Raw genomic sequence first — 26779 nt, 5'->3', positions numbered from 1 at the left:
TTCGCCGCAGGCTTGACTTTTGGAACCTGCGACGAGAATGCGGAGTCGAGAGGATCGTGTAATGGCTACCACTGTGGAGACCAGGAATCCGAGAAGTTCGAGCGTGCGGACCGTCCCGCTGGCTCAGTACATCGAAGAGCACCCGACGGTGCGGGTATTTCCTCCGACGAGCGAACGCGCCGCGCGGATCGCGATGCAGACGATGTGGGCGCTGATTGCAGTGTCGCTTGTGATCTTGGTGCTGGATGAGGCCGGGCTCTTCGGCTGATCGCAACTCGAGGTTACTCTTGAGTAATGAGCGAACAGAAGAGCTGGAATGCGTTCACCGTAGAGCGCGAAGACCACATTGCCCAGGTCACGTTGATCGGCCCTGGCAAGGGCAACGCGATGGGTCCGGATTTCTGGAGTGAACTTCCCGAGATCTTTGCGGACCTCGACGCCGATCCCGATGTGCGCGCTGTCGTCATCGCCGGTTCCGGCAAGCACTTCTCGTTCGGTCTTGATCTGCCGGCGATGAGCGGTGAATTCGGTGCTGTCCTCGCGGACAAGGCTCAGGCCGGTCCGCGAACCAAGTTCCACGACATGATCAAGCGCATGCAGTCCGGCATCAATGCAGTCGCGGATTGCCGCAAGCCCGTGATTGCCGCAGTTCAGGGTTGGTGCATCGGCGGCGGCGTCGACCTCATCACGGCAGCAGACATTCGCTACGCAAGCGCCGACGCCAAGTTCAGCATCCGTGAGGTCAAGGTCGCCATCGTTGCGGACATGGGCAGCCTCGCCCGTCTGCCTGCGATCATCGGCGACGGACACCTGCGCGAACTCGCGTTGACCGGAAAGGACATCGACGCTGCGCGCGCCGAGAAGATCGGCCTCGTCAACGACGTGTTCGACGACGCAGACGCCGTGCTTGCCGCAGCCCGCGCAACTGCCCAGGAAATTGCGCTCAACCCGCCGCTCGTCGTCCACGGCATCAAGGACGTGCTCGATCACTCGCGCAGCGCGAGCGTCGACGACAGCCTGCGCTACGTCGCAGCCTGGAACGCGGCGTTCCTGCCGTCGCAGGACCTGACGGAAGCCATCACCTCGGTCTTCCAGAAGCGCCCTCCGGTCTTCACCGGGGAGTAGGTCAACGGGGAGTAGGCAAACGAAAATCCCCGCGCACCGGAAGGTGAGCGGGGATTTTTTTGTGCGCAGATCTTTCAGTGACCGCCGTTGGCAGCGAGACGCTTGATCGAAGCCTCGACCTCGGCCTCTGCCTCGGCGCGGCCGACCCAGTTTGCAGCCTCGACGTGCTTGTTCGGCTCCAAGTCCTTGTAGTGGACGAAGAAGTGCTTGATCGCGTCAAGCTCGAACTGCGAAATGTCGCTGAGGTCCTGGATGTGATCCCAACGCGGATCACCTGCAGGAACGCACAGGACCTTGTCGTCTCCGCCGGCTTCGTCGACCATTTTGAACATGGCAACGGGACGAGCTTCGACGATTACGCCGGGGTACACCGACTCGGGCAGCAGAACCATGGCGTCCAGAGGATCGCCGTCCTCGCCGAGGGTGTTCTCGATGTATCCGTAGTCAGCCGGGTAGCCGAAGGCGGTGTAGAGGTAACGGTCCAGCTTGACGCGGCCGGTCACGTGGTCGACCTCGTACTTGTTGCGCTGACCCTTGGGGATCTCGATGGTGACGTCGAACTCCACGCCGATTCCTCGCTGTCGTGTCGGTAATGATTCGTCCGGAAGGATATCGGGTCAAGGATAAGGTTGGCTGACCACCCAGCAGGGCGAGCACAGACGGAGGGGCGTTGGCGGGCCAGGGAAAGAAAAAGATCGGCTCGTTGGAAGAGCGCAAACGACGCACAGTGCGCATTCTGCTGGCGGTGTGTGTGGTCGCGGTAGTCGCGATCGCGGCAGTGCTGGTTGTCGCACTGGGAACTTCCGAAGAACCCACGCAGAACGCGATTGTCACGACATCGCCACAACCGAGCCCGGTGACGCCGTCGCCGCAGGTAGTTCCTGTTCCGGCAGACGCGCCGATACCGTCGGAGGCTGGAATTGCCGCGGCTATCGGACCGGCTGTCGCGAACCCCGACCTGGGGAAATTCACCGGCGTTGTCGCTGATGCGCTCACCGGGCAGGTTCTGTGGAGCGCCGACCCGTCGACGCCCATGACACCGGCATCCACCACCAAAGTGCTGACCGCAGCTGCTGCGCTGCTGGCATTGCCGCTCGATCATCGACTGTCGACGACAGTGGTCCAGGGTGCTGCGCCGGGGCAGTTGGTGCTGGTCGGTGGCGGTGACCCGACATTGACCGCAACGCCGAAGGGGCAGAGCGGGTACTACGCAAACGCTGCGCATATTGCCGATCTTGTCGATCAGATCAAAGCGTCGGGAACGCCGGTGGACAGCATCGTCGTCGACAGTGGTCTGTTCAAAGGTGACACCATGGCGAAGGGATGGTTCCCGGCCGATATCGCTGCGGGATACATCACACCCATCGAATCGGTGATGATCGAGGGCGGTCGATTCGACGGCTCCATGGACGAATCACCGCGTTCGGAAACTCCCGCATTGGACGCGGGGAAGGTTCTGGCACAGGCACTGGGCGTCGACGTGGCCAAAGTCTCGGCAGGAACTGCGCCCGCCGGCGCCAAGGCGATCGCGAGCGTGCAGTCCGCACCGCTCAGTGACCGTCTGATCCAGATGATGGAACATTCCGACAACGTGCTCGCCGAGACCATCGGGCGCGAGGTGGCGATTGCGTCAGGCACCGAAGCGTCGTTCGCTGGGGCAGTGGAGGGAACCGCCAAGACTCTGCGCGCCGCCGGCTTCGATTACACCGGTGTGACGCTGTTCGACTCCAGCGGACTCTCCGTCGACGATCTCATTCCCGCGGAGGTTCTCGATCGAGTGATGACCGCCGCAGCGGGAGACGGCGACCCGAAGCTGCGGCCGTTGCTCGACTACCTGCCGGTTGCCGGTGGAACCGGCAGCTTGTCCGACCGATATGCGTCGGGCAACCGAACCGGCGCAGGCTGGGTGCGTGCCAAGACGGGAACTCTGTCGACGGCTAGTGCGTTGTCAGGTTTTGTGGTGGATCAAAACGGACGAGTGCTCACCTTTGCGCTCATGTCCAACGATCGGCCACCGGAAGTCAGCCGTCCGGCTTTGGACGCCATCGCCGGTGCATTGAGGAATTGCGGGTGCCAATAGTGGCAGCAGAGAACGACTCGACAACTCTGGGTGGAGCGGTCGACTGGAGTCTCGCGACCAAAGCCGGCATCAAATTGGCGCGCGGTGGTCCGGCCATGTCGCGCTACACCGCCGAAACCGCCACCGCAGAGCTGGCTGACGCGTCGAAGCGTGCCGAACTGCCGGTGCGCGATGTCACCGGTCTGGCCGACGGCCTGCCCGTCCCGGCAGCGGACGTTCTCGACCGCGCCGGCTGGATCACTGCGGCGTCGCGGTCGATGGCCCATCTCACCGGCGCCGATCCGGACGGCAACGGAAATCTGCTGGTCGGCAAACCCGCGGGTTTGCAGGCAGGTGCGATGCTCGCCTACCTGTCGTCGGCGATTCTCGGGCAGTACGACCCCTTCACCGGCGAAAACGGCACACTGCTTCTGGTCACGCCGAACATCGTGTCCGTCGAGCGTTCGCTCCGACTCAACCCGAGTGATTTCCGGCTATGGGTCTGCCTGCACGAAGTGACGCACCGCGTGCAATTCTCGTCGTCTCCGTGGTTGGCGGATTACATGAAGGAATCCGTCGAAACATTGAGCGCGAGCGTCGACGAGTCGATGACGGATGTCGTTGGGCGTCTCACCGCCGAACTGCGGTCCAGGAAGAACCCTGCAGCCGACGGTGACGACGCCACCCCCGGCGGAATCATCGGGCTGCTGCGTGCGTCGCAGGCGGAGCCGCAACGCGAAGCACTTGATCGCATGCTGGTTCTCGGCACTCTGCTCGAAGGTCACGCCGATCATGTGATGGACGCGGTCGGGCCAGCTGTGGTGCCGTCCGTCGCTACGATTCGCGCCGCCTTCGACAAGCGCCGGCAACGCAAGTCCAATCCGGTCCAGCGCATCATCAAGATGCTGCTCGGCATGGACGCCAAGATGGCGCAGTACGTCCGAGGCAAGGCGTTTGTCGACGCCGTGGTTCTCAAAGTCGGGATGGAGCAGTTCAACACCATCTGGACCGGCCCGGAAACATTGCCGTTGCTCGACGACATCGACCATCCCGACGCGTGGGTGACACGCGTGCTCGGTTAGACGGTGCTGCCTGAAACTGCGTCACTGCTGGAAATGCGGCTGGCGCTGCGGGGGTGGCTGCGTTGCTACCACTCCCACGGCCGGGTGTGTGTGGCGCTGTCCGGTGGTGCTGATTCCTTGGCGCTCACTGCCGCTGCGGTGGCCGAAGCGGAGTCGGTGGACGCGCTGATCGTCGACCATCGTCTGCAGGAGGGCTCGGACGTCGTCGCTCGCGCCGCCGCTGATCAGGCACTGGCTCTGGGAGTTCGCTCGGCGCGGGTACTCACTGTCGACGTCCACGGCAACGGCAGCCTGGAGGCCGCCGCCCGTGATGCGCGCTACGAGGCACTGGACGGCAGCCGGGGAGATGCACCGGTTCTGCTCGGACACACCCTCGACGACCAGGCCGAAACGGTTCTTCTCGGACTCGCCCGCGGATCCGGTGGTCGATCCATTCAGGGAATGCAGGCCTTCGACGATCCGTGGGGCCGGCCGCTGCTCGGCGTGCGACGCGGCGTGACCCGAGCCGCCTGTGAGGACCTGGCGATCACGCCGTGGGAGGACCCGCACAACACCAACGACGAGTTCACGAGGGTTCGATTGCGGCACGAGGCCCTGCCGCTACTCGAAGAAATTCTTGCGGGCGGAGTTGCCGAAGCACTGGCCCGCACTGCCACACAATTACGTGAGGACGGGCAGGTTCTCGACGCGCTTGCCGGCGCCGTACTGCTTCGCGTTGTTGTCGACGGGGAAGTGGAAGTGGACACACTTGCCGAATCGGCCGGCGCGATCCGGCGGCGCGTTCTCCGGAGCTGGCTTCTCGATAGTGGCGCAAAAGCGTTGACGGACAAGCAGTTACGAGCCGTCGATGCCTTGATTGCCGATTGGCGGGGGCAAGGTGGTGTCGCGATCGGTGGCGGAACCCCGGAGTCGAGGTTGGTGGTGGTTCGTCGACGTGGCAGGCTGACCGTCGGATTCGAAGACCGACGAAGGGTTTGACGCGTGTACGAGGGTGACATCGCATCGGTACTGATTACCGAGGAACAGATTCGTCAGCGAACGGCCGAACTCGCGGAGGAGATCGCGGCGCGTTACCCCGTCGGTGCGCCCGAGGGTGACCTGCTTCTGATCGGTGTTCTCAAAGGCGCAGTCTTCTTCATGACGGACTTTGCCCGGGCTCTCCCGATTCCGTCTCAGATGGAGTTCATGGCCGTCAGCTCTTACGGGTCCTCGACCTCGTCTTCGGGCGTCGTCCGCATTCTCAAGGACCTCGACAAGGACATCGCCGGCCGCCACGTGCTGATCGTCGAGGACATCATCGACTCCGGTCTCACGCTTTCCTGGCTGATGCGCAACCTCAAGACCCGGAACCCCGCGTCGCTCGAGGTCGTCACGCTGCTCCGCAAGCCCGACGCCGTGAAGATCGACGTCGACGTTCGTGACGTGGGCTTCGACATTCCCAACGAATTTGTCGTCGGTTACGGACTCGACTACGCCGAGCGTTACCGCGATCTGCCGTACATCGGATTGCTGGATCCCGAGGTCTACGGCGGCTGAACTCGCTGCCTCGCGTGAGGTAGGAGTGTGTGTTCGGTCGCTGAGCACGACTTTGGAGTGTGTGTTCGGACGCTGAGCACGACTTTGGAGTGCGTGTTCGCTTACAGGGAACTATGCGCTGTGATTGCTCGGGAACCTCGTGGTCCTGGTCGTCGTTGAAATTGCAGACGATCGTTTCGATCGACCTCGACGGCTGCTGACGGGCACAGACAGGACCGACCACGGTAACCTGCAGGTGTCCGGTTGACAGCCGGCGGCGACCGGCAGACCCGCACTCCCGAAAGGACCGGCCACTTCGGCCGACCTGTATGAACCGTAAGACTGTGTTCCGTAACGTGCTACTCGTAGCCGTCGTGCTGATGGTGATCTACGCCTTCAGCTACTTCGGTAACGACACCCGTGGCTTCAAGACCGTCGATACGTCGGTCGCGATCTCCCAGATAGACGCTAAAAACGTCACGTCTGCGCAGATCGACGACCGTGAGCAGCAGGTTCGCCTGTGGCTCAAGGAAGGTAACGACGCGACTGGTGGCCAGACGCAGATCTTGGCGAAGTACCCCGAGAGTGCGTCCCAGCAGATCTTCCAGGACATCGAGGGTGCCGGGCTCGAGAAGTTCAACACCACCGTCACCACTCAGAGTTGGCTGACGTCGATTCTGTTGTTCGTCCTGCCGATGATCATTCTGTTCGGCATCTTCTTCTTCGTCATGAACCGCATGCAGGGCGGCGGGGGACGTGGCGGTGTGATGGGCTTCGGTAAGTCGAAGGCCAAGCAGCTGTCCAAGGACATGCCCAAGACCACGTTCGCCGATGTCGCCGGTGCGGACGAAGCTGTCGAAGAGCTGTACGAAATCAAGGACTTCCTCCAGAATCCGACGCGTTACCAGGCCCTCGGTGCCAAGATCCCGCGCGGTGTTCTGCTGTACGGGCCTCCCGGTACCGGTAAGACGCTGCTCGCTCGCGCTGTTGCAGGCGAAGCCGGTGTCCCGTTCTTCACCATCTCCGGTTCCGATTTTGTCGAGATGTTTGTCGGTGTCGGCGCGTCGCGTGTTCGTGACATGTTCGAGCAGGCCAAGCAGAACAGCCCTTGCATCATCTTTGTCGACGAGATCGACGCCGTCGGTCGTCAGCGTGGCGCAGGCCTCGGCGGCGGGCACGACGAACGTGAACAGACTCTTAACCAGTTGCTCGTCGAGATGGACGGTTTCGGTGACCGCACCGGCATCATCCTGATCGCCGCAACCAACCGCCCAGACATTCTCGACCCGGCTCTGCTCCGTCCGGGCCGCTTCGACCGCCAGATTCCCGTCGGTGCCCCCGACCTCGCCGGCCGACGCGCCATCCTGCGTGTTCATTCGCAGGGCAAGCCGATCGATCCCAACGCAGACCTCGAGGGTCTCGCCAAGCGGACCGTCGGTATGTCGGGCGCTGATCTGGCCAACGTCATCAACGAGGCCGCACTGCTCACGGCGCGCGAGAACGGCACCGTCATCACGGAAGCCGCACTGGAGGAATCCGTCGACCGCGTTGTCGGTGGACCGCGTCGCAAGAGCCGCATCATCAGCGAGCACGAGAAGAAGATCACCGCATACCACGAGGGTGGACACACACTCGCGGCGTGGGCGATGCCCGACATCGAGCCCGTCTACAAGGTCACCATTCTCGCTCGCGGTCGCACCGGCGGCCACGCGATGACGGTGCCAGAGGACGACAAGGGTTTGATGACGCGCTCCGAGATGATCGCGCGTCTCGTGATGGCGATGGGTGGACGCGCCGCGGAGGAATTGGTCTTCCACGAGCCCACCACCGGAGCGTCGTCGGATATCGACATGGCCACCAAGATCGCTCGCGCGATGGTCACCGAATACGGCATGAGCGCCAAGCTCGGTGCAGTCCGCTACGGGCAGGAGGGCGGCGATCCGTTCCTCGGCCGTTCGATGGGCGTGCAGTCCGACTACTCGCATGAGATCGCCCGAGAGATCGACGAGGAGGTGCGCAACCTCATCGAGGCCGCGCACACCGAAGCGTGGGCAATTCTCAGCGAGTACCGTGACGCCCTCGACCTCATTGCCAGCGAACTGCTCGAGCGTGAGACGTTGACCCGCAAGGATCTCGAGAAGATTCTTGCCGGCGTCGAAAAGCGGCCGCGCATCACGGCGTTCAATGATTTCGGTGGCCGCACGCCGTCGGATCGTCCGCCGGTCAAGACGCCTCGCGAATTGGCGATCGAGCGTGGCGAGACGTGGCCGGAGCCGGCTCCGGCGCCCGTACTCGTGAAGTCGGGTGCGCCCGCTGCCTCGAGCATCGGCGGTTCCAACGGTTACGCGCAGCCCAATGCTCCGCAGCAGCAGCCTGCGGCCCCCCAGCAACCCGCACCCGCGCCGGGTACTCCCGACTACGGAGCACCGGCCGGTTGGTCGGCTCCGGGTTGGCCGCCGCGCGAGAACGAGACGCAGGCGTACCCCGGCCAGCAGACCGGCGGATACCAGGGCACGCCCAACCAGGCACAGCCTGCGCCGGGCCAGTACGGTCAGCCGGCACCGGGTCAGTACAGCCAGCCGGCACCGGGTCAGTACAGCCAGCCCGCACCCGGTCAGTACGGTCAGCCGCAGAGCCATCCGGGTGAGCAGGCCTATGGTCAGCAGAATCCGGGCCAGCAGCAGAATCCGGGCCAGCAGTACCAGGGCCAGCCTCAGTACCCGACCCAGCATTACACGGGTCAACAGGGTCAACCGAGCTACCCGGTGCAGTACCCGGACGGTGGGCCGTTTGCCGATCCGAACCGTGGAAATGCCGGTGGCAACACGGGCGTCGAGGGTCAGGATCAGTGGCTGGCGCCGGAGTCGGATCCCAACGCCGCGTCGAGCGACGACGGACCGAGCACCATGCGCTGGGACGGACCGGACGGATCTCGCTGACCAACCGCCGTTAGGCTCATGCGGCGGGGTATGAAACAAACTCTCGAGGAGCGTTCGGTTGTCGGTGAATGAAGTGGTCAGTGAACTGGTATCGGTTGAAACAGGGCGGCCGTTCGATCAGGCCCGTGCAGAAGCAGCGGTTCGTGAACTGTTGATCGCGGTGGGCGAGGATCCGGACCGTCCCGGTTTGCTCGACACACCCGCACGGGTGGCTCGGTCGTACAAGGAGATCTTTGCCGGGCTGTACTCCGAACCGGATCAGGCACTCAACACCACGTTCGACGAAGGACACCAGGAACTGGTGCTCGTGCGAGACATTCCGATGTACTCGACCTGCGAGCACCACTTGGTCTCGTTCCACGGAGTGGCACATGTCGGCTATATCCCGGGTAAATCCGGCAAGGTCACCGGACTGTCCAAGTTGGCGCGAGTTGTCGATCTGTACGCGAAGCGGCCGCAGGTCCAAGAACGGCTGACAAGTCAGATCGCCGATGCGTTGATGCGCAAGCTCGATCCGCGCGGTGCCATCGTGGTCATCGAGGCCGAGCATCTGTGCATGGCGATGCGTGGTATCCGCAAGCCCGGTGCGAACACGACGACCTCGGCTGTTCGTGGGCTCCTGCAGTCCAGCGCGGCCTCGCGTTCCGAGGCTCTGGACCTCATTCTTCGTAAGTGAGCGCAGTGAACTCGGCGGGCGGCGTGTCGACGGATCCGGGTCGGACGCTGGTGATGGGGGTCCTCAACGTCACCGCTGATTCATTCTCGGACGGTGGCCAGTTCCTCGATCGAGATGCGGCGCTTGCCCGCGGACTGGAACTGAAAGCTCTGGGCGTAGACATCGTCGATGTCGGTGGCGAATCGACCCGGCCGGGAGCCTCGAGGGTTGATCCGAAAGTGGAAGCGGCACGGGTAGCGCCGGTCATCGAGGAGTTGGTGGCCGCGGGCATTCGCGTCAGCGTCGACACCATGCGCGCATCGGTTGCCGCTGCCGCGATCGAAGCCGGCGTCGACATCGTCAACGACGTATCCGGCGGTCGCGCAGATGCCGACATGGCGTCGGTGGTTGCCGATGCCGGGATTCCGTGGGTTTTGATGCACTGGCGCTCGGCGAGTGACTACGTTCACCGCGGCAGCGCCGATCACTACGACGACGTTGTCGCCGACGTTCGTGACGAACTCCTGACTCAGGTCGACCTCGCGCTGAAAGCGGGTGTCGATTCCTCTGCCATCATCCTCGATCCGGGCCTGGGGTTCGCGAAGAACGCCGACCACAACTGGGCACTGCTGCGGGCGTTGCCGAAGTTCACGGCGTTGGGTTTTCCTGTTCTGGTGGGGGCGTCGCGTAAGCGTTTCCTCGGGTCGCTGCTCAGCGATTCCGACGGGACGCCGCGGCCGCCGGCCGGCCGTGAAACTGCGACGGCGGTGGTCTCCGCGCTTGCTGCACGTGATGGCGCGTGGGGTGTTCGTGTTCACGACGCCCAGGCGTCACTCGACGCTATCGCTGTTGTGGAAGCGTGGTCTCGTGGACGGGAAAGGGACTGACATGGGCGATCGGATCGAGTTACGAGGACTGAAAGTCCGTGGCAATCATGGTGTTTTCGACCATGAGAAGCGTGACGGTCAGGACTTCTTCATCGACATCACGGTGTGGATGGACTTGGCCCCGGCCGCCGCGTCGGACAATCTCGAACACACGCTGCACTACGGCGAGTTGGCCGAGGCTGCCGCAGCGATTGTCGGTGGACCGTCACGCGATCTCATCGAAACCGTTGCTGCCGAGATCGCCGACAACGTCATGACGGATACGCGGGTGCAGAGCGTCGAAGTTGTTGTCCACAAGCCGTCGGCACCGATCCCACTCGTGTTCGCAGACGTTGCCGTCGTTGCTCATCGGACGAGGCAGAAATGACGCGGGCCGTTCTGTCGATCGGCTCGAACATCGGCGATAGCCTGGCCCATTTGCAATCTGCGGTCGACGGTCTCGGAGACGCCGTAGTGGCTGTGTCACCGGTGTATTCGACCGCGCCGTGGGGTGGCGTCGAACAGCAGGATTTTCTCAACGCCGTCCTACTCGTGGACGATCCGACGGCCGGAAGCTACGACTGGCTGCTGCGGTCGCGCAAACTCGAGGAAGACGCCGATCGGGTGCGTGATCAGCGATGGGGTCCGCGGAGCTTGGACGTCGACGTGGTGGATTGTGAAGGAATTGTCAGTGCTGATCCGGAGCTGACGCTGCCGCACCCGCGGGCACATCTGCGGGCCTTTGTACTCATTCCCTGGCTTGACGTCGAACCAGGTGCAACCCTGATGGTCGATCAGGAGGTTCGGGCTGTTGCGCAGGTGCTCGCGAACCTCGATCGCTCGGAGCGCGACGGAGTGCGCGTCACGGATTCGGTTCTGATTCGGTGACCGAACAGGATCGGGGCATGAAACCGACAAAAATCAGCGAACTACTGGTTTTGACCGGGGTGGCCGCGGTTGCCACCTGGATTCTGATTCGTGTGTTCTACGGTTCGATGCCGCCCATCCCGGTGTACGCGGGCGCGTCGCTGTATCTGGCCGCGATCGCCGAGGTGATCCTCGCGTTTGTCATTCGGTCCCGGATCAAGGGAAGCCAGATCGGCGACGGTTATCGACAACTGCACCCGATCGCTGCGGCACGGGCCCTCGCGCTCGCAAAAGCGTCAGTACTGGTCGGTTCAGCTACCACCGGGGTGTGGATCGGGGCACTGGTGTATCTGATCCCACAACGATCCGTTTTGAAAGCTGCCGCCGAGGACACGCCGGGGGCGTGGGTCGGACTTGGTGCAGCAATTGCGCTGGTAGCAGCCGCGCTGTGGCTCGAACACTGTTGTAAGACGCCAGAAGATACACCAGACGAACCGGCGCACTGAGCGCTGCGGTAGGCGAATCGCATGGGTAAGGTCCATGGCACCTGCGCTCTCGACAAGTACCCTGGCAACCATGACGAATTCTGGTCGATCGAAGTCTGCGCGCCGTAGCAAGCGCAGCGCGAGCCAGATGATCGTTGCCGGTCTTCTTGCTCTCGCCGTCATTGCATCACTGTTTCTGATCTTCAGTAACAGTGTTCAACTCCTTCGTGTCGGACTGGTGGTGGCGCTCTGGGCAGCCACGCTGGGTGCGATCGCGATGACGAAGTACCGCCGCGAATCAGCGCTCGACAAAGCAAAGGTCGCGGATTTGCAGACCGTGTACGAGCTGCAGCTGGAGCGTGAGATTTCCGCTCGACGCGAATACGAGTTGAGTGTCGAAAGTCGTATCCGCCGCGAAGTCGGCACCGACTCGGCAGAACTGTCGGCACTTCGCGAAGAATTGGTGGCGCTGCGACGCAATCTCGAAGCGCTCTTCGAAGGTGGATTGCTCCCCGAACGCCCGGCTTTGAAGGCCGACTCGACGCGCGTCGGAGAACTCGGCGGCGGTTCCTACAGCGCATATCAACCCGCAGCATCGGGCCTGTACGTACCCGGTGCCGGTCAGAACGCCACCAATTCCCCGAGCCCCCAGGTAGGTGGGTTGGCGTCGCCGAACGACGGTCCGGTCACCGCCGAAACCACCGTCGTGTTCGAGGAAGTCGCGTGGCGCGAGGCAGCTGCGAAGAATGCGGCTGCCAAAGATGCTCAGGTCAAACGCAATTCGCAGCAGGCGCAAGGCGCGCAGCGCGGCGAAAACCGTGAGCCTGCTGTTGCCGCAGCGAAGCCTGTGGTTGTCACGCCGCCGATCGCGAAGCCTGTAGTTGTGAAGCCTGAGACCGTCAAGCCTGTCGCCAAGCCGGTCGTTGACGAGCCAGTAGTCGAAGAAGTGGTCGAGGTAGTCGCCGAAGTAGTCGAAGAGCCAGTGGTCGCCGAAGTAGTCGAAGAGCCAGTGGTCACACCTGCAAGCAGTGCTCCTGAGCCAATTGTCACACCTGCAAGCAGTGCTCCTGAGCCAATTGTCACACCTGCAAGCAGTGCTCCTGAGCCAACAAACGAACCCACGGAGGAACCACGTCGTCGGCGTCGCGCAGTCCCGGACAGTGCCGACAGCGGTGCTCACTCCAACGGTTTGACGGTGGCCGAGATCATGGCAAACCTCAGTTCTGCGAATCCGGCGGAAGGCTCAGGGCGTCGTCGGCGCCGTGAAGATTGAGAGCCGTTGAGTCCTAGATCACTCGCTCGTCCATAGCGTCGCGTCTGGCGCGGGGGATATCCTCGTCGAAGAACGTCTGGTACCCGCAGAGCGGGACTGGAACGAACGAGAGGAATCCGGTGACTTCCTTCGGGATCACTAACGGACCTGTGCCTGCGCGATTGACGGTTGGAATTGTCTCGGCAGGGCGGGTCGGAACTGCGATAGGCGCCGCACTCGAGCGCGCTGGACACATTGTCGGCGCATGCTCTGCTGTCTCTGCGGCATCAGTTGCGCGGGCGGCTAAACGACTGCCCGATTCCGAGATCCTGCCTGCCGCCGATGTTGCAGCTCGTTCGGAATTGTTGATCCTTGCAGTTCCGGACGATCAACTGGCGGATCTGGTCATGGGCCTGGCAGCTACGAACGCAGTCAAGCCAGGGACACTTGTGGCCCACACATCCGGTGCCAACGGGATTTCGATCCTGGCTCCGTTGACGGAACTGGGCGCGCTGCCATTGGCTATCCATCCGGCGATGACGTTCACCGGGCATGACGAGGACACCGCACGGTTGTCGTCGGCGTGCTTCGGGATCACCGCTGCAGATGACATCGGGTACGCGATCGCTCAATCGCTGGTCCTCGAGATCGGCGGCGAACCGGTTCGGGTCCGCGAGGAGAACCGTGCGCTGTACCACGCTGCATTGGCGCACGGCAGTAATCACCTCGTCACGCTGGTGGTGGATGCCGTCGAGGCGCTGCGCGCGTCGTTGCAGGGTGATGAGTTGCTCGGTCAGCAGTTGATCGACGGCGATCCAGGGGGAGTTGCAGAGCGGGTTTTGCAGCCACTTCTCTCCGCTGCCTTGGACAACGCATTACGACGCGGCCCGTCGGCATTGACGGGTCCGGTGGCTCGCGGTGATGCCGCGGCCGTCGAGACACATTTACGAGTACTGACGGATCTCGACCCGGAAATTGCAGCCGGATATCGAGCTATGTCCTTGCGATCGGCCCAGCGGGTGGGCGCCCCCACCACATTGTTCGACATCTTGACTGAAACGGGAGGTGACCGTCGTGAGTGATTTGCAGGGCGGATACAAGCGCGGCGAACTGACAGTGCATCACGAGCCGGACATGATTCGGCGCGTGTCGAAGGCCTTGCGCGGAGTGGGTCGCCAGGTGGCGTTGGTTCCGACGATGGGCGCTCTCCACGCGGGGCACATCGAGTTGGTTCGTCAGGCCAAGATCACGGGAGCGGTTGTCGTCGTCTCCATCTTCGTGAATCCGCTGCAGTTCAGTGCCGGCGAGGACCTGGACGCGTACCCGCGCACTCTCGACGCGGACCTGGATCTGCTTCGGGCCGAGGGAGTCGAGTTGGTGTTCGCGCCGAGCGCGAAGACGATGTACCCGCGCGGTCAGCGCACGACAGTAATGCCGGGTCCGTTGGGCAGCGAACTCGAAGGCGGCGCCCGCCCGACGCACTTCGCAGGCATGCTGACGGTGGTGGCGAAGCTGCTGCAGATCGTGGCTCCCAACCACGCGTACTTCGGGGAAAAGGACTACCAGCAGCTGACGCTGATCCGTCAGATGGTGTGGGATCTCAACTTCGACGTGCAGATCATCGGTGTTCCGACGGTCCGCGAGTTCGACGGACTTGCATTGTCCTCCCGCAACCGTTATCTCGACGAGAGCCAGCGGACCGCGGCCGTGGCACTGTCGGCGGCGCTGATCGCCGGCGCTCATGCTGCCGCCGGTGGTGCAGAAGCGATCCTCGAGACTGCGCGCGCCGTTCTGGCCGCAGTGCCCGAGATCGAGGTCGACTATCTCGAAGTTCGTGGTGTTGATCTCGGACCGGCCCCGGAGCGAGGTGACGGCCGACTGTTGGTGGCCGCCAAGCTCGGTTCCACCCGGTTGATCGACAACGTGGGAGTCGCGGTGGGAACCGGATTCCTCGAACGTGACACCGATCCTTCCGCCGACGCTGTTGACGACCTGCTGTCTCACTGAGCCCCCTCACGAGTAAAGGACCTTGGATATGTTTCGCACCATGATGAAGTCGAAGATCCACCGCGCGACGGTGACTCATGCCGATCTGCATTACGTCGGCTCGGTCACGGTCGACGAGGATCTGATGGATGCCGCCGATCTGCTCGAAGGTGAGCAGGTGTGCATCGTGGACATCGACAACGGTGCCCGCCTCGAGACCTACGTCATTGCGGGTGAGCGCGGCAGCGGTGTCATCGGAATCAACGGTGCGGCAGCGCATCTGGTCAAGCCTGGCGATCTCGTGATCCTCATTGCGTACGGCGTGATGAACGCGCAGGAAGTCAAGGAGTACAACCCGCGAGTCGTGTTCGTCGACGCCGACAACAACCAGGTGGAACTTGGTTCCGACCCGGCACACGCACCCGAAGGTTCCGGTCTGATCACTCCTCGTATGCTGTCGACCCTGGACGCCGAGCGCGAATCCAGTCTGGTCTAACCGTGCTGCTCACGGTCGACGTGCGGAACACCAACATCGTTCTGGGATTGTTCTCCGGGGTTGGTGAGTATTCGAAGTTGTTGCAGGACTGGCGGATGCGTACCGATCCGCGGATGACGGCTGATGAATTGGCGTTGACGTTCCGCGGGCTGCTGGGGCAGCACGTCGATCAGATCACCGGTGTCGCGGCGTTGTCGACGGTACCGTCGGTGCTGCGTGAGATTCGCGTGATGCTCGGGCGGTACTGGGGACATGTTCCGCACGTTGTGGTTGAACCAGGTGTGCGAACCGGAGTGCCGCTGCTGGTGGACAATCCCAAAGAGGTGGGCGCCGACAGGATCGTGAACAGCCTTGCGGCGCATTATCTTTACGAGAGCCCCTGCATCGTTGTCGATTTCGGAACGTCGACGTGTATCGACGTCGTGTCGGGCAAGGGTGAGTTTCTGGGCGGCTGTATTGCGCCGGGCCTCGAGATCTCGACCGACGCCTTGGCGTCGCAGTCTGCCGCACTGCGGAAAGTGGAATTGGTGCGTCCGCGTTCGGTGGTCGGAAAGAACACCGTGGAGTGCATGCAGTCAGGAGCGGTGTTCGGCTTTGCCGGTCTTGTAGACGGATTGGTACGACGCGTTCGCGAGGAGTTGCCGGAGTTCGGTGGCTTGGACGTCGCGGTGATCGCCACGGGAGACAGTGCACCGCTGATCATTCCGGAGTCCGCCACCATCGAGCACCTCGAACGGGATCTCACGCTCGAGGGGTTGCGGTTGGTGTTCGAGCGCAATCAGGCGCGTAGGGGATCGGGTCGACGGCCGATAGCGTGACCGTCCATGTGTGACGTAGGGAATTCTCTCCACAGGTTTCGCGATCGCAGAAGTTGTGCCACAATGGTCAACGTGAATCGCTGCATGAGTGCTCAGGAGTGTTGTCGAGGCTGACCGCTGCCTTGACCAATTCACATCTCCTTGGAGCTAGCTCGTGCTACCCACATATTCTGCAGATCTCTCTGTTTTGACCCCTACTCTTGCATCTGGTCGTGGTGTTTCCGCAGGTAACGGTGCTAATCGCGGTTCGTCCGGACGACGTCAGAACCGGGCTTCGTTGCCCACCCGCTTGCGTCCCGCTGATCTTCTGCGCCTCACCGACGAGGGGGCAAACGGTGTTCTCGACGGACGTTTCGATCACCTCATTCCCGAGGCGTTCCCGACCGTCGAGCGGTGGTCCACTCGCTTGTATGCCGACGACGACGTCGACGTCTGGCTCATCAGCTGGGTTCCGGAACGTAACACCGAATTACATGACCACGCAGGTTCTTTCGGGGCCCTCACGGTTCTCAGTGGTTCGCTCACCGAGTATCGCTGGGCAGGTGAAGAATTGGTGGAGCGTCAGCTCGACGCCGGCGATCAGGCGGCATTCCAGCTCGGTTGGGTTCACGATGTCGTATGGACACCGCCGCAGCCCGGATCGAAGACCGAAATCAGTTCTGATTCACCGACTTTGAGCGTCCACGCCTACTCGCCGCCATTGACGGCCATGTCCTACTACGAAGTCACGGACAACAACACACTTCGTCGCACACGTACCGAGCTGACCGACCAGCCCGAGGGAGTTTGAAAATGACTATCGACCAAATGCTCGACGACGCTCGCGCACAGATCGATCGTATGTACGTCTTCCAGCTCACCGAAGCCTTTCATCGCGGGGCGATCTTCGTCGACATTCGCCCGCAGGCGCAGCGCGCCATCGAGGGAACTCTTCCCGGCGCACTCGCGATCGAGCGGAACGTTCTCGAGTGGCGACTCGACCCCACCAGCAGCGCACACCTCGCGTTAGCCACCGACCACGACGTCGAGTGGGTGATCGTCTGCTCCGAGGGCTACACCTCCAGCCTGGCCGCTGCGTCGTTGCAGCAACTCGGCCTGCGTAACGCCACCGATCTGGTTGGCGGATACAAGGCGATCAAGGCTGCGGGCTTGCTCGGTGCGCTCAGCGGAGTGCGTCATTGCACCCGTGAGTTGGCGGCGGTTTCCGCCCACTGAGGCGGCCGGCGGGTTTGCCGGAACGCCTTCGGGCTCACCCCGTGATGTCGGGTGAAGGCGGTTGTGAGGGCAAAGGGGCTCGAGTAACCCACTTCTCGCGCGATCGACGACACCGTTCGTGCCGGGTCTGCGAGCAGATCTGCCGCCACCGACAAGCGCCACTCGGTCAGGTAGCCAACCGGTCCGATCCCCATGAGACCGGTGAACCGGCGCGCGAAGGCGGCTCGCGAACAGCCGGCTTCCTGGGCCAAAGCCGCGACCGTCCAGGGGTGTTCCGGCCGATTGTGCATGAGCCGCAAGGCATGCCCGATGATGGGATCCTCGTAGGCCTTGATCCATCGCGGTGATCGATCCGGGTTCGCCGCGAACCAGGTACGGACCGCCGAGATCAGAACCAGGTCGAGGAGCCTGTCCAACAACACTTCCTGTCCTGGCCCGTCCGCGGCGATTTGTTGTTCCAGAAGCGTCGTCATCGGCGTGGTTTCCATGCTGCGACGGACTACCGCGACGGGTGTCAGGCTGTCGAGAATCTGCCCGCTGACGTAAGAGTCCAAACGGTATGTGCCCGTGAGCATGACGGTCTGGCCGCTGGTCGAGTTGCCCCACGTGCGAACGCCGAGAACCGACATGTCCTCGAGTGGTGATCCGTCGACTGCGGCGCAGTTTTGTGCCTCGTCGATGAGTACGTGGATCGGGGTGCTTAGGTTATCGGCGACCGTATAGGGATCGGGGCCGCGCAGGAGTGCAATGTCGCCGGCCTCGAGGTTCTCGGTCTGTCCGGTGTCCGAGACGACGACTGCCGTACCGCGAACCAGAATCAGCACGGTGACGGGTGCGTGGTCCTCGATACGTAATGACCAGGGCGGATCGAGCAGCGAGCGCAGCAGAAAAGCGCCCTCCGCCCGCGATCCGGCCAGCATCATCGACAATGCATCCATGTTTCGACGGTAGACGCTGACGTATGTTTTTGCGACCTTCAGCTATGGATCGTATTGCCGCCGCGCGATCGAATGAGTTCATGACTACAACAAGCGACATTCAATCGGCAGTGGTGATCGGTGGTACCGGCAAGACCGGTGCGCGCGTTGCGCAGAGGCTGACGGCGGTGGGAATCCGTACCCGAATCGCGTCGAGAACATCCGGGACGCGTTTCGACTGGAACGATCAGACGACGTGGCAGCCCGCGATGTCCGGTGTCGAAGCGGCATACGTGACCTATGCGCCGGACCTCGCAGTGCCGGAATCGAGCACCCACATCGAGGAACTTGCGGAGCTTGCGTACCGCGAAGGGGTTCGTCGCATGGTGCTCCTGTCCGGGCGCGGTGAACCGGCGGCGCAGAAAGCCGAGCAGGTTCTGGCCGACAGCGGTCTGGAATGGGCTGTGGTGCGGGCCAGTTGGTTTGCCCAGAACTTCAGTGAGGGGTATCTACTCGATCCGATTCGGGAAGGTCACCTGGAACTTCCGGTAGGCGAGGTGGGGGAGCCGTTCATCGACGTCGACGATCTCGCCGATGTGGCGGTGGCCGCATTGACTCGAACCGACCTCCTCGGCCGAGTTCTCGAGGTGACGGGTCCGGAGTTGCTCACCTTCGCGGAGGCCGTTGAGGCGATTTCGGCGGCGTCGGGGCGTGCGGTGTCATTCGAAACGATTGGACTGCAACAGTTTTCCGACGGCATGGCAGAAGTTGGCGTCCCGAGTGATGTCGTCGAGTTGCTCACGTATCTGTTTGCCGAGGTTCTCGACGGACGAAATCAAAGTGTGACGGGCGTCGTCGAAGAGGTCCTGGAACGACCCGCTCGAGATTTCACCACTTTTGCCGCCGATGCTGCTCGAACGGGGGTCTGGTCGTGAAGAAATCCGAGATCCTTCTGGAGTTGCTGGTCGGCGTGACTGCGTTCGGTGCGCTGGTCGCCGGCGGTGCGCTGTTCGCATTCTCCGCCTTCGTGATGCCGGCCCTGCGCTCGGTGGATGCACATACCGCGATTACGTCGATGCAGGCGTTCAACGTGGAAGCACCGCGGAGTGCCTTGATGCTGCCCCTCGTCGGATCGGCGCTCACCGCGATCGCCGCCGGAATCTGGGCATCGATCTCGAGACCGGACGGTTGGGTGCTCGCTGTTGTCGGTTGCGTCGGCGTCCTCGCGGCGTTAGCGGTGACGGCGATCTATCACGTCCCTCACAACGACGCTTTTGCCTCGGTCAGGGCTACCGAAGCAGGCGCATGGTCGTCGTACGAGGCCGGTTGGACGATGTGGAATCACGTCAGGGTTGGCCTGTACCTGTTGTCGGGAATCGTGCTCGCGGTGGCCGCGGTGCTACCAGCAACAAACGCGGTGGACACGGCCCAGTAGTCTTGTACCCCGTGAGTGATGTAGAAGCCCAGCCAGTCGACGACACCCCCGAGCAGCTCCGTATCCGGCGCGAGAAGCGTGAGCGGATCCTGGCGCAGGGGCAGGAGGCGTACCCGGTCTCGGTTGATCGCACGCATACTTTGGCGCAGATCCGTGCCGAGTTCCCGGAACTCGAAGCTGACACCGCTACCGGCGTGATTGTCGGCGTCGTCGGCCGCGTCATCTTCATGCGCAACACCGGCAAGCTGTGCTTCGCGACTTTGCAGGAGGGCGACGGTACCCAGCTGCAGGCCATGATCAGCCTCGCCGGCGTCGGCGAAGAGGCATTGGCCGCCTGGAAGTCCGACGTCGACCTCGGCGACTTCGTCTTCATCCACGGTGAGGTCATCAGCTCCCGTCGGGGTGAGCTCAGCGTGATGGCCGACGCGTGGCAGATCGCGTCCAAGGCGCTGCGTCCCCTGCCGGTCGCTCACAAGGAAATGAGTGAAGAGTCCCGGGTGCGTCAGCGCTACGCGGACCTGATCGTTCGGCCCGAGGCTCGGGACAACGCCCGCAAGCGTGTCGCTGTTGTCCGTGCGCTGCGTAATGCGCTCGAGAGCCGCGGCTTCCTCGAGGTCGAGACGCCGATGCTGCAGACGCTGCACGGCGGCGCGGCAGCTCGCCCGTTCGTCACGCACTCCAACGCCCTCGACATCGACCTGTACCTGCGTATCGCACCGGAACTGTTCCTCAAGCGTTGCGTCGTCGGCGGTATCGAGAAGGTCTTCGAGATCAACCGCAACTTCCGCAACGAGGGCGTCGACTCCACTCACTCGCCCGAGTTCGCGATGCTCGAGACGTACGAGGCCTACGGCACGTACGACGATTCCGCGAAGATGATTCGTGAGCTCGTCCAGGAAGTTGCGCAGGAAGCATTCGGCACGCAGGTCCTCACCCTCGCCGACGGTTCCGAGTACGACGTCAGTGGCGAGTGGCAGGTTCTCGAGATGTACCCGTCGCTGTCGGCTGCCATCGGCACCGAGGTCACGCCGGATACGACGGTCGACGAGCTTCTCGCCTTGGCGGAGAAGGTCGGCCTCGAGGTTCCCAAGGACAAGGGCTATGGCCACGGCAAGCTTGTCGAGGAGCTGTGGGAGCACCAGTGCGGCGATCAGCTGTACGTGCCGACGTTCGTGCGGGACTTCCCGGTCGAGACGTCGCCCCTGACTCGTGATCACCGCAGTAAGAAGGGTGTCACCGAGAAGTGGGACCTCTACATTCGCGGATTCGAGCTGGCGACAGGCTACTCCGAGCTGGTCGACCCGGTCATCCAGCGTGAGCGTTTTGTCGATCAGGCGCGCCTCGCGTCGGCCGGCGATGACGAAGCAATGGTGCTGGACGAGGAATTCCTCGCGGCAATGGAGCAGGGTATGCCGCCCACCACGGGAACCGGCATGGGTATCGACCGACTGCTGATGGCGCTCACCGGCCTCGGAATCCGCGAGACGATCCTGTTCCCGATCGTGCGTCCGTCTGCTCGCTAGATTTTCCTGAAAAGGGTTCGACCGCACACTGTTGTGGTCGAACCCTTTTTCTGTTCCCCGACGGATTCGGGCCCGCCAGTTCAACGAACTGTTGCGTCCGTGGTCTCCGACTTTCGGATCGTCGAGATGATCTGGTCGATCGCTGCCTTGTCGAGGGACTTGGGGTGACCCTGATCTGACTGGATCAGGAAGATCATCACTTCCGCCGTGGCGTATCCAGGTGTGGCGACGATGTCGAATGTTGCTGATGACGGGTCGCATTCGTTGTCTGGGGGGATGTTGGTGGCGTCCGGAAATGGTGAAGTGAGTTGGTTCGCTGTAGGCGATGGTGGCGTGGGTGCCGTGCTTGTCGGAAAAAATGAGATCGGCTTTGTGGACCCATTCTTGTGCGACGGTGTCGATGTCGACGCCGTTGCGACCGGTTGCGCCGGTTAGGGCAAGGGTGCTGCCGTCCGACTTGCTGCAGTAGTTGTACTTGTAGTCCCCAAGTGCGCCAAAGATAATGGTGTCCTCAGTGGTGGTCCACCCGGCGACTGAGTCTGAGCTATTTCGCCAATCGGGTGGAATGTCATAGGTGAGACCGAATTTGGTGGCGATAGGTTGAGGTTGGCCGCGTTCCACATCGATCTTCGGTGGTGGCCGATCCAGAGGGTTGAATCAGCACATTGTGGGCACGTTTTCCGAAAAGCGATTGATAACGCGTTCTAGTTTGTTAGCGTCTGCACGGTTTGTATCTGCCGTCAGAGGAGTCGATCGTGCGCAGAACTGGGATTTTCGGGGGAGTTGTACTCGCGGCGGCGATCCTCGTCGGGATGGGGTCGACGGCGTCGGCGCAGGCACCGTTGCCCGTTCCCAGTGCGTTTCTTGCCGGCGTTCCCCAGGAGTTGGGGAATCCTGGTGGTTCGGCTCCCGGATCCAACGACTTTTCGTGTAAGCCGACTGCTGAACATCCGAATCCCGTTGTGCTCGTGCATGGTACGGCCGGCAACCGGGCGACCAACTGGGCTACCTATTCGCCATTGCTCGCCAATGAGGGTTACTGCGTTTTCGCGCTGACCTACGGCAATTTTCCGGAACAGCCGTGGCCGCTGTCGGCGATCGGTGGGATGCAGGAAATACCTTCCAGTGCAGCGCAATTGTCGAGTTTTGTCGATCAGGTTCTTGGTGCTACCGGAGCGTCGTCGGTAGATCTGATCGGACATTCGCAGGGCACGATCATCAACGGGTATTACGCGAAGTTCCTCGGTGGCGCCGACAAAGTGGACAACATCATCTCGGTTGCGCCGCTGTGGAAGGGAACGCTCGGAAACGAGCAGGTCAGCATCGGGCGCACCATGCGTGATCTCGGGGTGTCCGAGGCAGCGCAGGCCGGATTCCCGATCTGTAAAGCCTGCTTGAACATGGGCGCGGGATCGGAGTTCATCGAGAATCTTCGTGCCGGTGGCGTCTACGCGTCGGGTGTTCACTACACGAACATCACGACGCGATACGACGAGCTGGTTCTTCCGTACACAAATGGTCTCGAGCCTGGGCTGAACGCCACCAACATTGTTGTCCAGGACGGTTGTGAGCAAGACATCTCCGATCACCTCGCCATCGCGGCATCGCTGCGCGCTGCGACATTTGCTCTCAATGCGCTCGATCCATCGCACCCGCGACCGGTACCGTGTCATCCGGTGTGGCCCATCGTGGGTTGAGCAGAGCATGGAGGCGTGCGATGGGCATACGGGCACTAGCCTGCGCGGCGGTTGCGGCAGCAGTACTGGGGGCTGCTGCCGCGCCGGAACGTGCGTCGGCGGATACGCCGCCCGTGACTACACCGTCTGTCACTTCAACACTGCCTGTTCCGTTCGGTTTCGCCAGCGGGATTGCGCTGGAAGCGCTCGACCCCGGGGGATCAGTGCCGGGAACCAACAACTACTCGTGCACGCCTTCGGTGGCGCATCCGGATCCCGTGGTCCTCGTCCACGGAACCGCGGCAAACCGTCAGACCAACTGGGCGGTACTTGCGCCGGTTCTCGCGAACGAGGGTTATTGCGTTTTTGCACTCACGTTCGGGAACCGATTCGACCTGCCATGGCCGTTGTCGGCTGCAGGTGGCCTCGCGCCGCTGCCGGAGAGTGCACAGCAGTTGTCGGACTTCGTCGACGGAGTATTGGAGGCGACGGGTGCCTCGAAAGTCGATCTCGTCGGACATTCGCAGGGGACGACCGTCAGTGGGTACTACGCCAAGTTCTCAGGCGGTGACGACAAGGTCTCGAAGATCGTGTCGATAGCCCCGCTGTGGAACGGTTCCGACGTCGGTCCGCCGAAAGGCGTCGGCGGTCCGGATTTCGACAACGTGAGCTTTGTGTCCGAGCTGCGTGACGCCGGCGTGTACGCGGACACCGTCGAGTACTCCAATATCGTGACTCGCTACGACCAAGTAGTGGTTCCGTACACCAGCGGAATACTCGCGGCGTCGAATGCGTCCAACGTTGTGGTGCAGGATGGTTGCCCGCAGGACCGGTCGGACCACATTGCCGTGGTGGCGTCACAGAGAACGGCAGCGTTGACGCTGGCGGCACTCGATCCGTCGGCGACCCGTGAAATCCCGTGTGATCGAGTGCTCCCGATTATCGGCTGATCTCAGCGCCGAACTCGATATACGTACCTGTTCGCTTCAGGCGTACAGGAAGTGGGAAACGATTGCCGGAGCTGCGACGTTGTGAGATGTAAGTAAGCCGGTATCCCCTGCCAATCGGGTGGAGGAGCAGCAGGTGGACTTCGCGCCCTCTAGAGTAATAAGTGGGGTCGTGCAACCTCAGTCGATTCGTAGACGCCATGTCTGCTGACCGGCGAGGCGATCAGTCTGTAGTGCCGGAGCGAAACGCGGCGACCAGGGACGAGACATCCGGTCTCGAACCTGCCCGCCGGAGAGTGTGAGGGAGAGCGATGTTCGAGAGGTTCACCGATCGCGCGCGGCGCGTTGTTGTCCTGGCTCAAGAAGAAGCCAGGATGCTCAACCACAACTACATCGGTACGGAGCACATCCTCCTCGGCCTCATTCACGAGGGCGAAGGTGTTGCCGCCAAGTCGTTGGAGTCGTTGGGTATCTCCCTCGAGGGAGTCCGCAGCCAGGTCGAGGAGATCATCGGCCAGGGCCAGCAGGCTCCGTCCGGTCACATCCCCTTCACACCGCGCGCCAAGAAAGTCCTCGAGCTGAGTCTGCGCGAAGCGCTGCAGCTCGGACACAACTACATCGGTACGGAGCACATCCTGCTCGGTCTCATCCGCGAGGGTGAGGGCGTTGCAGCCCAGGTTCTGGTCAAGCTCGGTGCCGATCTCAACCGTGTCCGCCAGCAGGTCATCCAGCTGCTGTCGGGCTACCAGGGCAAAGAGCCCACCGAAACCGGTGGCACTCGCGGAGAGGCCGGCACGCCGTCCACCTCGCTCGTGCTCGACCAGTTCGGTCGCAACCTGACGCAAGCTGCCCTCGAAGGCAAGCTGGACCCGGTCATCGGCCGCTCGAAGGAAATCGAGCGTGTCATGCAGGTTCTCTCGCGTCGTACCAAGAACAACCCGGTCCTCATCGGTGAACCCGGTGTCGGTAAGACCGCTGTTGTCGAGGGCCTGGCTCAGGCAATCGTCAACGGTGAGGTCCCCGAGACCCTCAAGGACAAGCAGCTGTACACGCTCGACCTCGGGTCGCTCGTGGCCGGCAGCCGTTACCGCGGTGACTTCGAAGAGCGCCTGAAGAAGGTTCTCAAGGAGATCAACACCCGCGGCGACATCATCCTGTTCATCGACGAGCTGCACACTCTCGTGGGTGCGGGCGCGGCTGAGGGCGCTATCGACGCGGCCTCCATCCTCAAGCCCAAGCTTGCCCGCGGTGAGCTGCAGACCATCGGTGCCACCACTCTCGACGAGTACCGCAAGTACATCGAGAAGGATGCCGCACTCGAGCGTCGTTTCCAGCCCGTTCAGGTGGGCGAGCCCACCGTCGAGCACACCATCGAGATCCTCAAGGGTCTTCGTGACCGCTACGAGGCTCACCACCGCGTGTCCATCACGGACGGTGCTCTCGTGGCAGCTGCGACGCTGGCCGACCGCTACATCAACGACCGCTTCTTGCCGGACAAGGCGATCGACCTCATCGACGAGGCGGGCGCGCGAATGCGCATCCGTCGGATGACTGCACCGCCGGACCTGCGCGAATTCGACGATCGCATCGCCGACGCGCGTCGCGAGAAGGAGTCCGCGATCGACGCGCAGGACTTCGAGAAGGCCGCGAACCTGCGTGACAAGGAAAAGACCCTCGTTGCTCAGCGCGCTGAGCGTGAGAAGCAGTGGCGTGCGGGCGACCTGGACGTCATCGCCGAGGTCGACGACGAGCAGATCGCCGAGGTTCTGGGCAACTGGACCGGCATCCCCGTCTTCAAGCTCACGGAGGAGGAGACCACTCGTCTGCTCCGTATGGAAGAGGAACTGCACAAGCGGATCATCGGCCAGGAAGAGGCGGTCAAGTCCGTCTCGAAGGCGATCCGTCGTACGCGTGCAGGTCTGAAGGATCCCAAGCGTCCCTCGGGCTCCTTCATCTTCGCCGGCCCGTCCGGTGTCGGTAAGACGGAGCTCGCGAAGTCGCTCGCCAACTTCCTGTTCGGCGACGACGACGCTCTGATCCAGATCGACATGGGCGAGTTCCACGACCGCTTCACCGCTTCGCGTCTGTTCGGTGCCCCTCCCGGGTACGTCGGATACGAAGAGGGCGGCCAGCTCACCGAGAAGGTCCGTCGCAAGCCGTTCAGCGTCGTGCTGTTCGACGAGATCGAGAAGGCACACCAGGAGATCTACAACACCCTCCTGCAGGTGCTCGAGGACGGCCGTCTCACCGACGGTCAGGGTCGTACCGTCGACTTCAAGAACACGGTGCTGATCTTCACGTCCAACCTCGGTACGTCGGATATCTCCAAGGCTGTCGGCCTGGGCTTCAGCTCGGGAACGGGCACCGGCTCGAACTACGAGCGGATGAAGCTCAAGGTGCACGATGAGCTGAAGAAGCACTTCCGTCCCGAGTTCTTGAACCGTATCGACGACATCGTCGTGTTCCATCAGCTCACGAACGAGCAGATCGTTCAGATGGTGGACCTGATGCTTGCTCGCGTCGAGAAGGCACTCAAGAACAAGGACATGGCCATGGAGGTCACCGACAAGGCCAAGTCGCTTCTGGCCAAGCGCGGATTCGATCCGGTACTGGGTGCGCGGCCGCTGCGTCGCACCATCCAGCGCGAGATCGAGGACCAGATGTCCGAGAAGATCCTCTTCGGAGAGATCGGACCGGGACACATCGTGCTCGTCGACGTCGAAGGCTGGGACGGCGAAGGCTCGGGCGAGGACGCGAAGTTCACGTTCACGCCTACGAAGAAGCCGATCGACGTGCCGGACGCGCCGCCGATCGAACTGTCCAAGGCAGGCGAGAGCGAAAGCGCCGCAGAGTAAGTAGTACAGAGCTGTAAACGAAAACGGGCGGCACCCTTACCGGTGCCGCCCGTTTTGTGTATCACG

At 62.5% G+C, this 26779-nt stretch carries 29 protein-coding genes; 26 read left to right on the top strand and 3 right to left on the bottom strand.

The window, feature by feature from the left end; all coding sequences use genetic code 11:
• The first annotated feature begins 61 nt into the window (after positions 1-61).
• Together R4P64_RS12565 and R4P64_RS12560 are read left to right on the top strand one after the other, a co-directional pair.
• Positions 62-268, top strand: a complete 207-nt coding sequence (locus R4P64_RS12565) for a hypothetical protein (protein ID WP_092806021.1) — start codon at positions 62-64, stop codon at positions 266-268.
• Between the two features lie 26 nt (positions 269-294).
• Positions 295-1125, top strand: coding sequence for a crotonase/enoyl-CoA hydratase family protein (locus tag R4P64_RS12560; RefSeq protein WP_095888142.1), 831 nt, complete (start codon positions 295-297; stop codon positions 1123-1125).
• Positions 1126-1199: 74 nt separating this feature from the next.
• Here the strand turns inward: R4P64_RS12560 and R4P64_RS12555 are convergent, their stop codons facing one another.
• Positions 1200-1691, bottom strand: coding sequence for an inorganic diphosphatase (locus R4P64_RS12555; RefSeq protein ID WP_033236312.1), 492 nt, complete (start codon positions 1689-1691; stop codon positions 1200-1202).
• Positions 1692-1795: 104 nt separating this feature from the next.
• Here R4P64_RS12555 and dacB point away from each other — a divergent pair, with 104 nt between their 5' ends.
• The 11 genes from dacB (at position 1796) to R4P64_RS12500 (ending at position 12866) form a co-directional block, all read left to right on the top strand.
• Positions 1796-3205, top strand: a complete 1410-nt coding sequence (gene dacB / locus R4P64_RS12550; protein WP_116104164.1) for a D-alanyl-D-alanine carboxypeptidase/D-alanyl-D-alanine-endopeptidase — start codon at positions 1796-1798, stop codon at positions 3203-3205.
• Positions 3196-4266 (top strand): zinc-dependent metalloprotease, encoded by a 1071-nt coding sequence (locus R4P64_RS12545; protein WP_411742666.1) that lies wholly within the window; start codon positions 3196-3198, stop codon positions 4264-4266. Before dacB ends, R4P64_RS12545 begins: the two co-directional genes overlap by 10 nt.
• Before the next feature lie 33 nt (positions 4267-4299).
• Positions 4300-5244: a tRNA lysidine(34) synthetase TilS gene (gene tilS, locus R4P64_RS12540; protein WP_317821101.1), complete on the top strand. Its 945-nt coding sequence runs from the start codon at positions 4300-4302 to the stop codon at positions 5242-5244.
• Positions 5245-5247: 3 nt separating this feature from the next.
• Entirely contained in the window at positions 5248-5802 is a 555-nt protein-coding gene (hpt, locus tag R4P64_RS12535; protein ID WP_033236316.1) for a hypoxanthine phosphoribosyltransferase, read from the top strand.
• 308 nt (positions 5803-6110) lie between these two features.
• Positions 6111-8720, top strand: a complete 2610-nt coding sequence (ftsH, locus tag R4P64_RS12530) for an ATP-dependent zinc metalloprotease FtsH (protein ID WP_317821034.1) — start codon at positions 6111-6113, stop codon at positions 8718-8720.
• 58 nt (positions 8721-8778) lie between these two features.
• Positions 8779-9396, top strand: a complete 618-nt coding sequence (gene folE / locus R4P64_RS12525) for a GTP cyclohydrolase I FolE (RefSeq protein WP_033236318.1) — start codon at positions 8779-8781, stop codon at positions 9394-9396.
• 53 nt (positions 9397-9449) lie between these two features.
• Complete coding sequence (gene folP / locus R4P64_RS12520) at positions 9450-10262, top strand: dihydropteroate synthase (protein WP_317821099.1); 813 nt, start codon at positions 9450-9452, stop codon at positions 10260-10262.
• A gap of 1 nt (position 10263) precedes the next feature.
• Complete coding sequence (folB, locus tag R4P64_RS12515; protein WP_033236319.1) at positions 10264-10629, top strand: dihydroneopterin aldolase; 366 nt, start codon at positions 10264-10266, stop codon at positions 10627-10629.
• Entirely contained in the window at positions 10626-11129 is a 504-nt protein-coding gene (gene folK / locus R4P64_RS12510; RefSeq protein ID WP_033236320.1) for a 2-amino-4-hydroxy-6-hydroxymethyldihydropteridine diphosphokinase, read from the top strand. Before folB ends, folK begins: the two co-directional genes overlap by 4 nt.
• A 17-nt stretch (positions 11130-11146) precedes the next feature.
• Positions 11147-11614, top strand: coding sequence for a DUF3180 domain-containing protein (locus tag R4P64_RS12505; RefSeq protein ID WP_033236378.1), 468 nt, complete (start codon positions 11147-11149; stop codon positions 11612-11614).
• A gap of 70 nt (positions 11615-11684) precedes the next feature.
• Positions 11685-12866 carry a DUF6779 domain-containing protein gene (locus R4P64_RS12500; RefSeq protein WP_317821031.1) on the top strand — a complete coding sequence of 394 codons (1182 nt, stop codon included), beginning with the start codon at positions 11685-11687 and terminating at the stop codon, positions 12864-12866.
• A 13-nt stretch (positions 12867-12879) separates the two neighbouring features.
• Here R4P64_RS12500 and R4P64_RS12495 read toward each other — a convergent pair whose 3' ends face one another.
• Positions 12880-13005, bottom strand: a complete 126-nt coding sequence (locus tag R4P64_RS12495; RefSeq protein WP_255285245.1) for a hypothetical protein — start codon at positions 13003-13005, stop codon at positions 12880-12882.
• On the opposite strand from R4P64_RS12495, the gene R4P64_RS12490 reads away from it, so the two are divergent.
• The 6 genes from R4P64_RS12490 to R4P64_RS12465 all read left to right on the top strand — a co-directional run bounded on the left by R4P64_RS12490 (position 12986) and on the right by R4P64_RS12465 (position 17360).
• Entirely contained in the window at positions 12986-13927 is a 942-nt protein-coding gene (locus tag R4P64_RS12490) for a Rossmann-like and DUF2520 domain-containing protein (RefSeq protein WP_317821029.1), read from the top strand. The two genes, R4P64_RS12495 and R4P64_RS12490, sit on opposite strands and share 20 nt — an antisense overlap.
• A complete protein-coding gene (gene panC / locus R4P64_RS12485; RefSeq protein WP_317542802.1) occupies positions 13920-14852 on the top strand; it encodes a pantoate--beta-alanine ligase in 933 nt (310 codons plus the stop codon). Before R4P64_RS12490 ends, panC begins: the two co-directional genes overlap by 8 nt.
• 28 nt (positions 14853-14880) lie before the next feature.
• Positions 14881-15327 carry an aspartate 1-decarboxylase gene (gene panD, locus R4P64_RS12480; RefSeq protein ID WP_033236324.1) on the top strand — a complete coding sequence of 149 codons (447 nt, stop codon included), beginning with the start codon at positions 14881-14883 and terminating at the stop codon, positions 15325-15327.
• A gap of 2 nt (positions 15328-15329) precedes the next feature.
• On the top strand, positions 15330-16145 hold the full coding sequence (locus R4P64_RS12475) for a type III pantothenate kinase (protein ID WP_033236325.1): 816 nt from the start codon (positions 15330-15332) through the stop codon (positions 16143-16145).
• 277 nt (positions 16146-16422) lie between these two features.
• Entirely contained in the window at positions 16423-16935 is a 513-nt protein-coding gene (locus tag R4P64_RS12470; RefSeq protein ID WP_233364049.1) for a cysteine dioxygenase, read from the top strand.
• A 2-nt stretch (positions 16936-16937) separates the two neighbouring features.
• The gene (locus tag R4P64_RS12465) at positions 16938-17360 is read left to right on the top strand and encodes a rhodanese-like domain-containing protein (RefSeq protein WP_092806033.1); all 423 of its coding nucleotides are present in this window, start codon (positions 16938-16940) and stop codon (positions 17358-17360) included.
• Here the strand turns inward: R4P64_RS12465 and R4P64_RS12460 are convergent.
• The gene (locus tag R4P64_RS12460) at positions 17321-18298 is read right to left on the bottom strand and encodes an AraC family transcriptional regulator (RefSeq protein ID WP_317821024.1); all 978 of its coding nucleotides are present in this window, start codon (positions 18296-18298) and stop codon (positions 17321-17323) included. The genes R4P64_RS12465 and R4P64_RS12460 overlap by 40 nt on opposite strands.
• Before the next feature lie 80 nt (positions 18299-18378).
• On the opposite strand from R4P64_RS12460, the gene R4P64_RS12455 reads away from it, so the two are divergent.
• From R4P64_RS12455 to R4P64_RS12425, 7 genes are all read left to right on the top strand, one after another.
• Entirely contained in the window at positions 18379-19212 is an 834-nt protein-coding gene (locus tag R4P64_RS12455; protein WP_317821022.1) for an NAD(P)H-binding protein, read from the top strand.
• Positions 19209-19712 carry a DUF1772 domain-containing protein gene (locus tag R4P64_RS12450; RefSeq protein WP_317821020.1) on the top strand — a complete coding sequence of 168 codons (504 nt, stop codon included), beginning with the start codon at positions 19209-19211 and terminating at the stop codon, positions 19710-19712. Before R4P64_RS12455 ends, R4P64_RS12450 begins: the two co-directional genes overlap by 4 nt.
• 11 nt (positions 19713-19723) lie before the next feature.
• Complete coding sequence (gene lysS, locus R4P64_RS12445) at positions 19724-21235, top strand: lysine--tRNA ligase (RefSeq protein ID WP_033236329.1); 1512 nt, start codon at positions 19724-19726, stop codon at positions 21233-21235.
• Positions 21236-21466: 231 nt separating this feature from the next.
• On the top strand, positions 21467-21670 hold the full coding sequence (locus R4P64_RS12440; RefSeq protein WP_317821017.1) for a hypothetical protein: 204 nt from the start codon (positions 21467-21469) through the stop codon (positions 21668-21670).
• Positions 21671-21990: 320 nt separating this feature from the next.
• The gene (locus R4P64_RS12435) at positions 21991-22932 is read left to right on the top strand and encodes an esterase/lipase family protein (protein ID WP_045069608.1); all 942 of its coding nucleotides are present in this window, start codon (positions 21991-21993) and stop codon (positions 22930-22932) included.
• 20 nt (positions 22933-22952) lie between these two features.
• Positions 22953-23861 (top strand): esterase/lipase family protein, encoded by a 909-nt coding sequence (locus R4P64_RS12430; protein WP_317821015.1) that lies wholly within the window; start codon positions 22953-22955, stop codon positions 23859-23861.
• Between the two features lie 308 nt (positions 23862-24169).
• Entirely contained in the window at positions 24170-26713 is a 2544-nt protein-coding gene (locus R4P64_RS12425; protein WP_033236331.1) for an ATP-dependent Clp protease ATP-binding subunit, read from the top strand.
• Positions 26714-26779: the final 66 nt, after the last annotated feature.

Source organism: Rhodococcus sp. IEGM 1366 (genome assembly GCF_033142425.1).
GTDB lineage: Bacteria > Actinomycetota > Actinomycetes > Mycobacteriales > Mycobacteriaceae > Rhodococcus_F > Rhodococcus_F globerula.
Note: the sequence above shows the minus strand (reverse complement) of the source record. Positions and strands in the feature narration are given on the sequence as shown.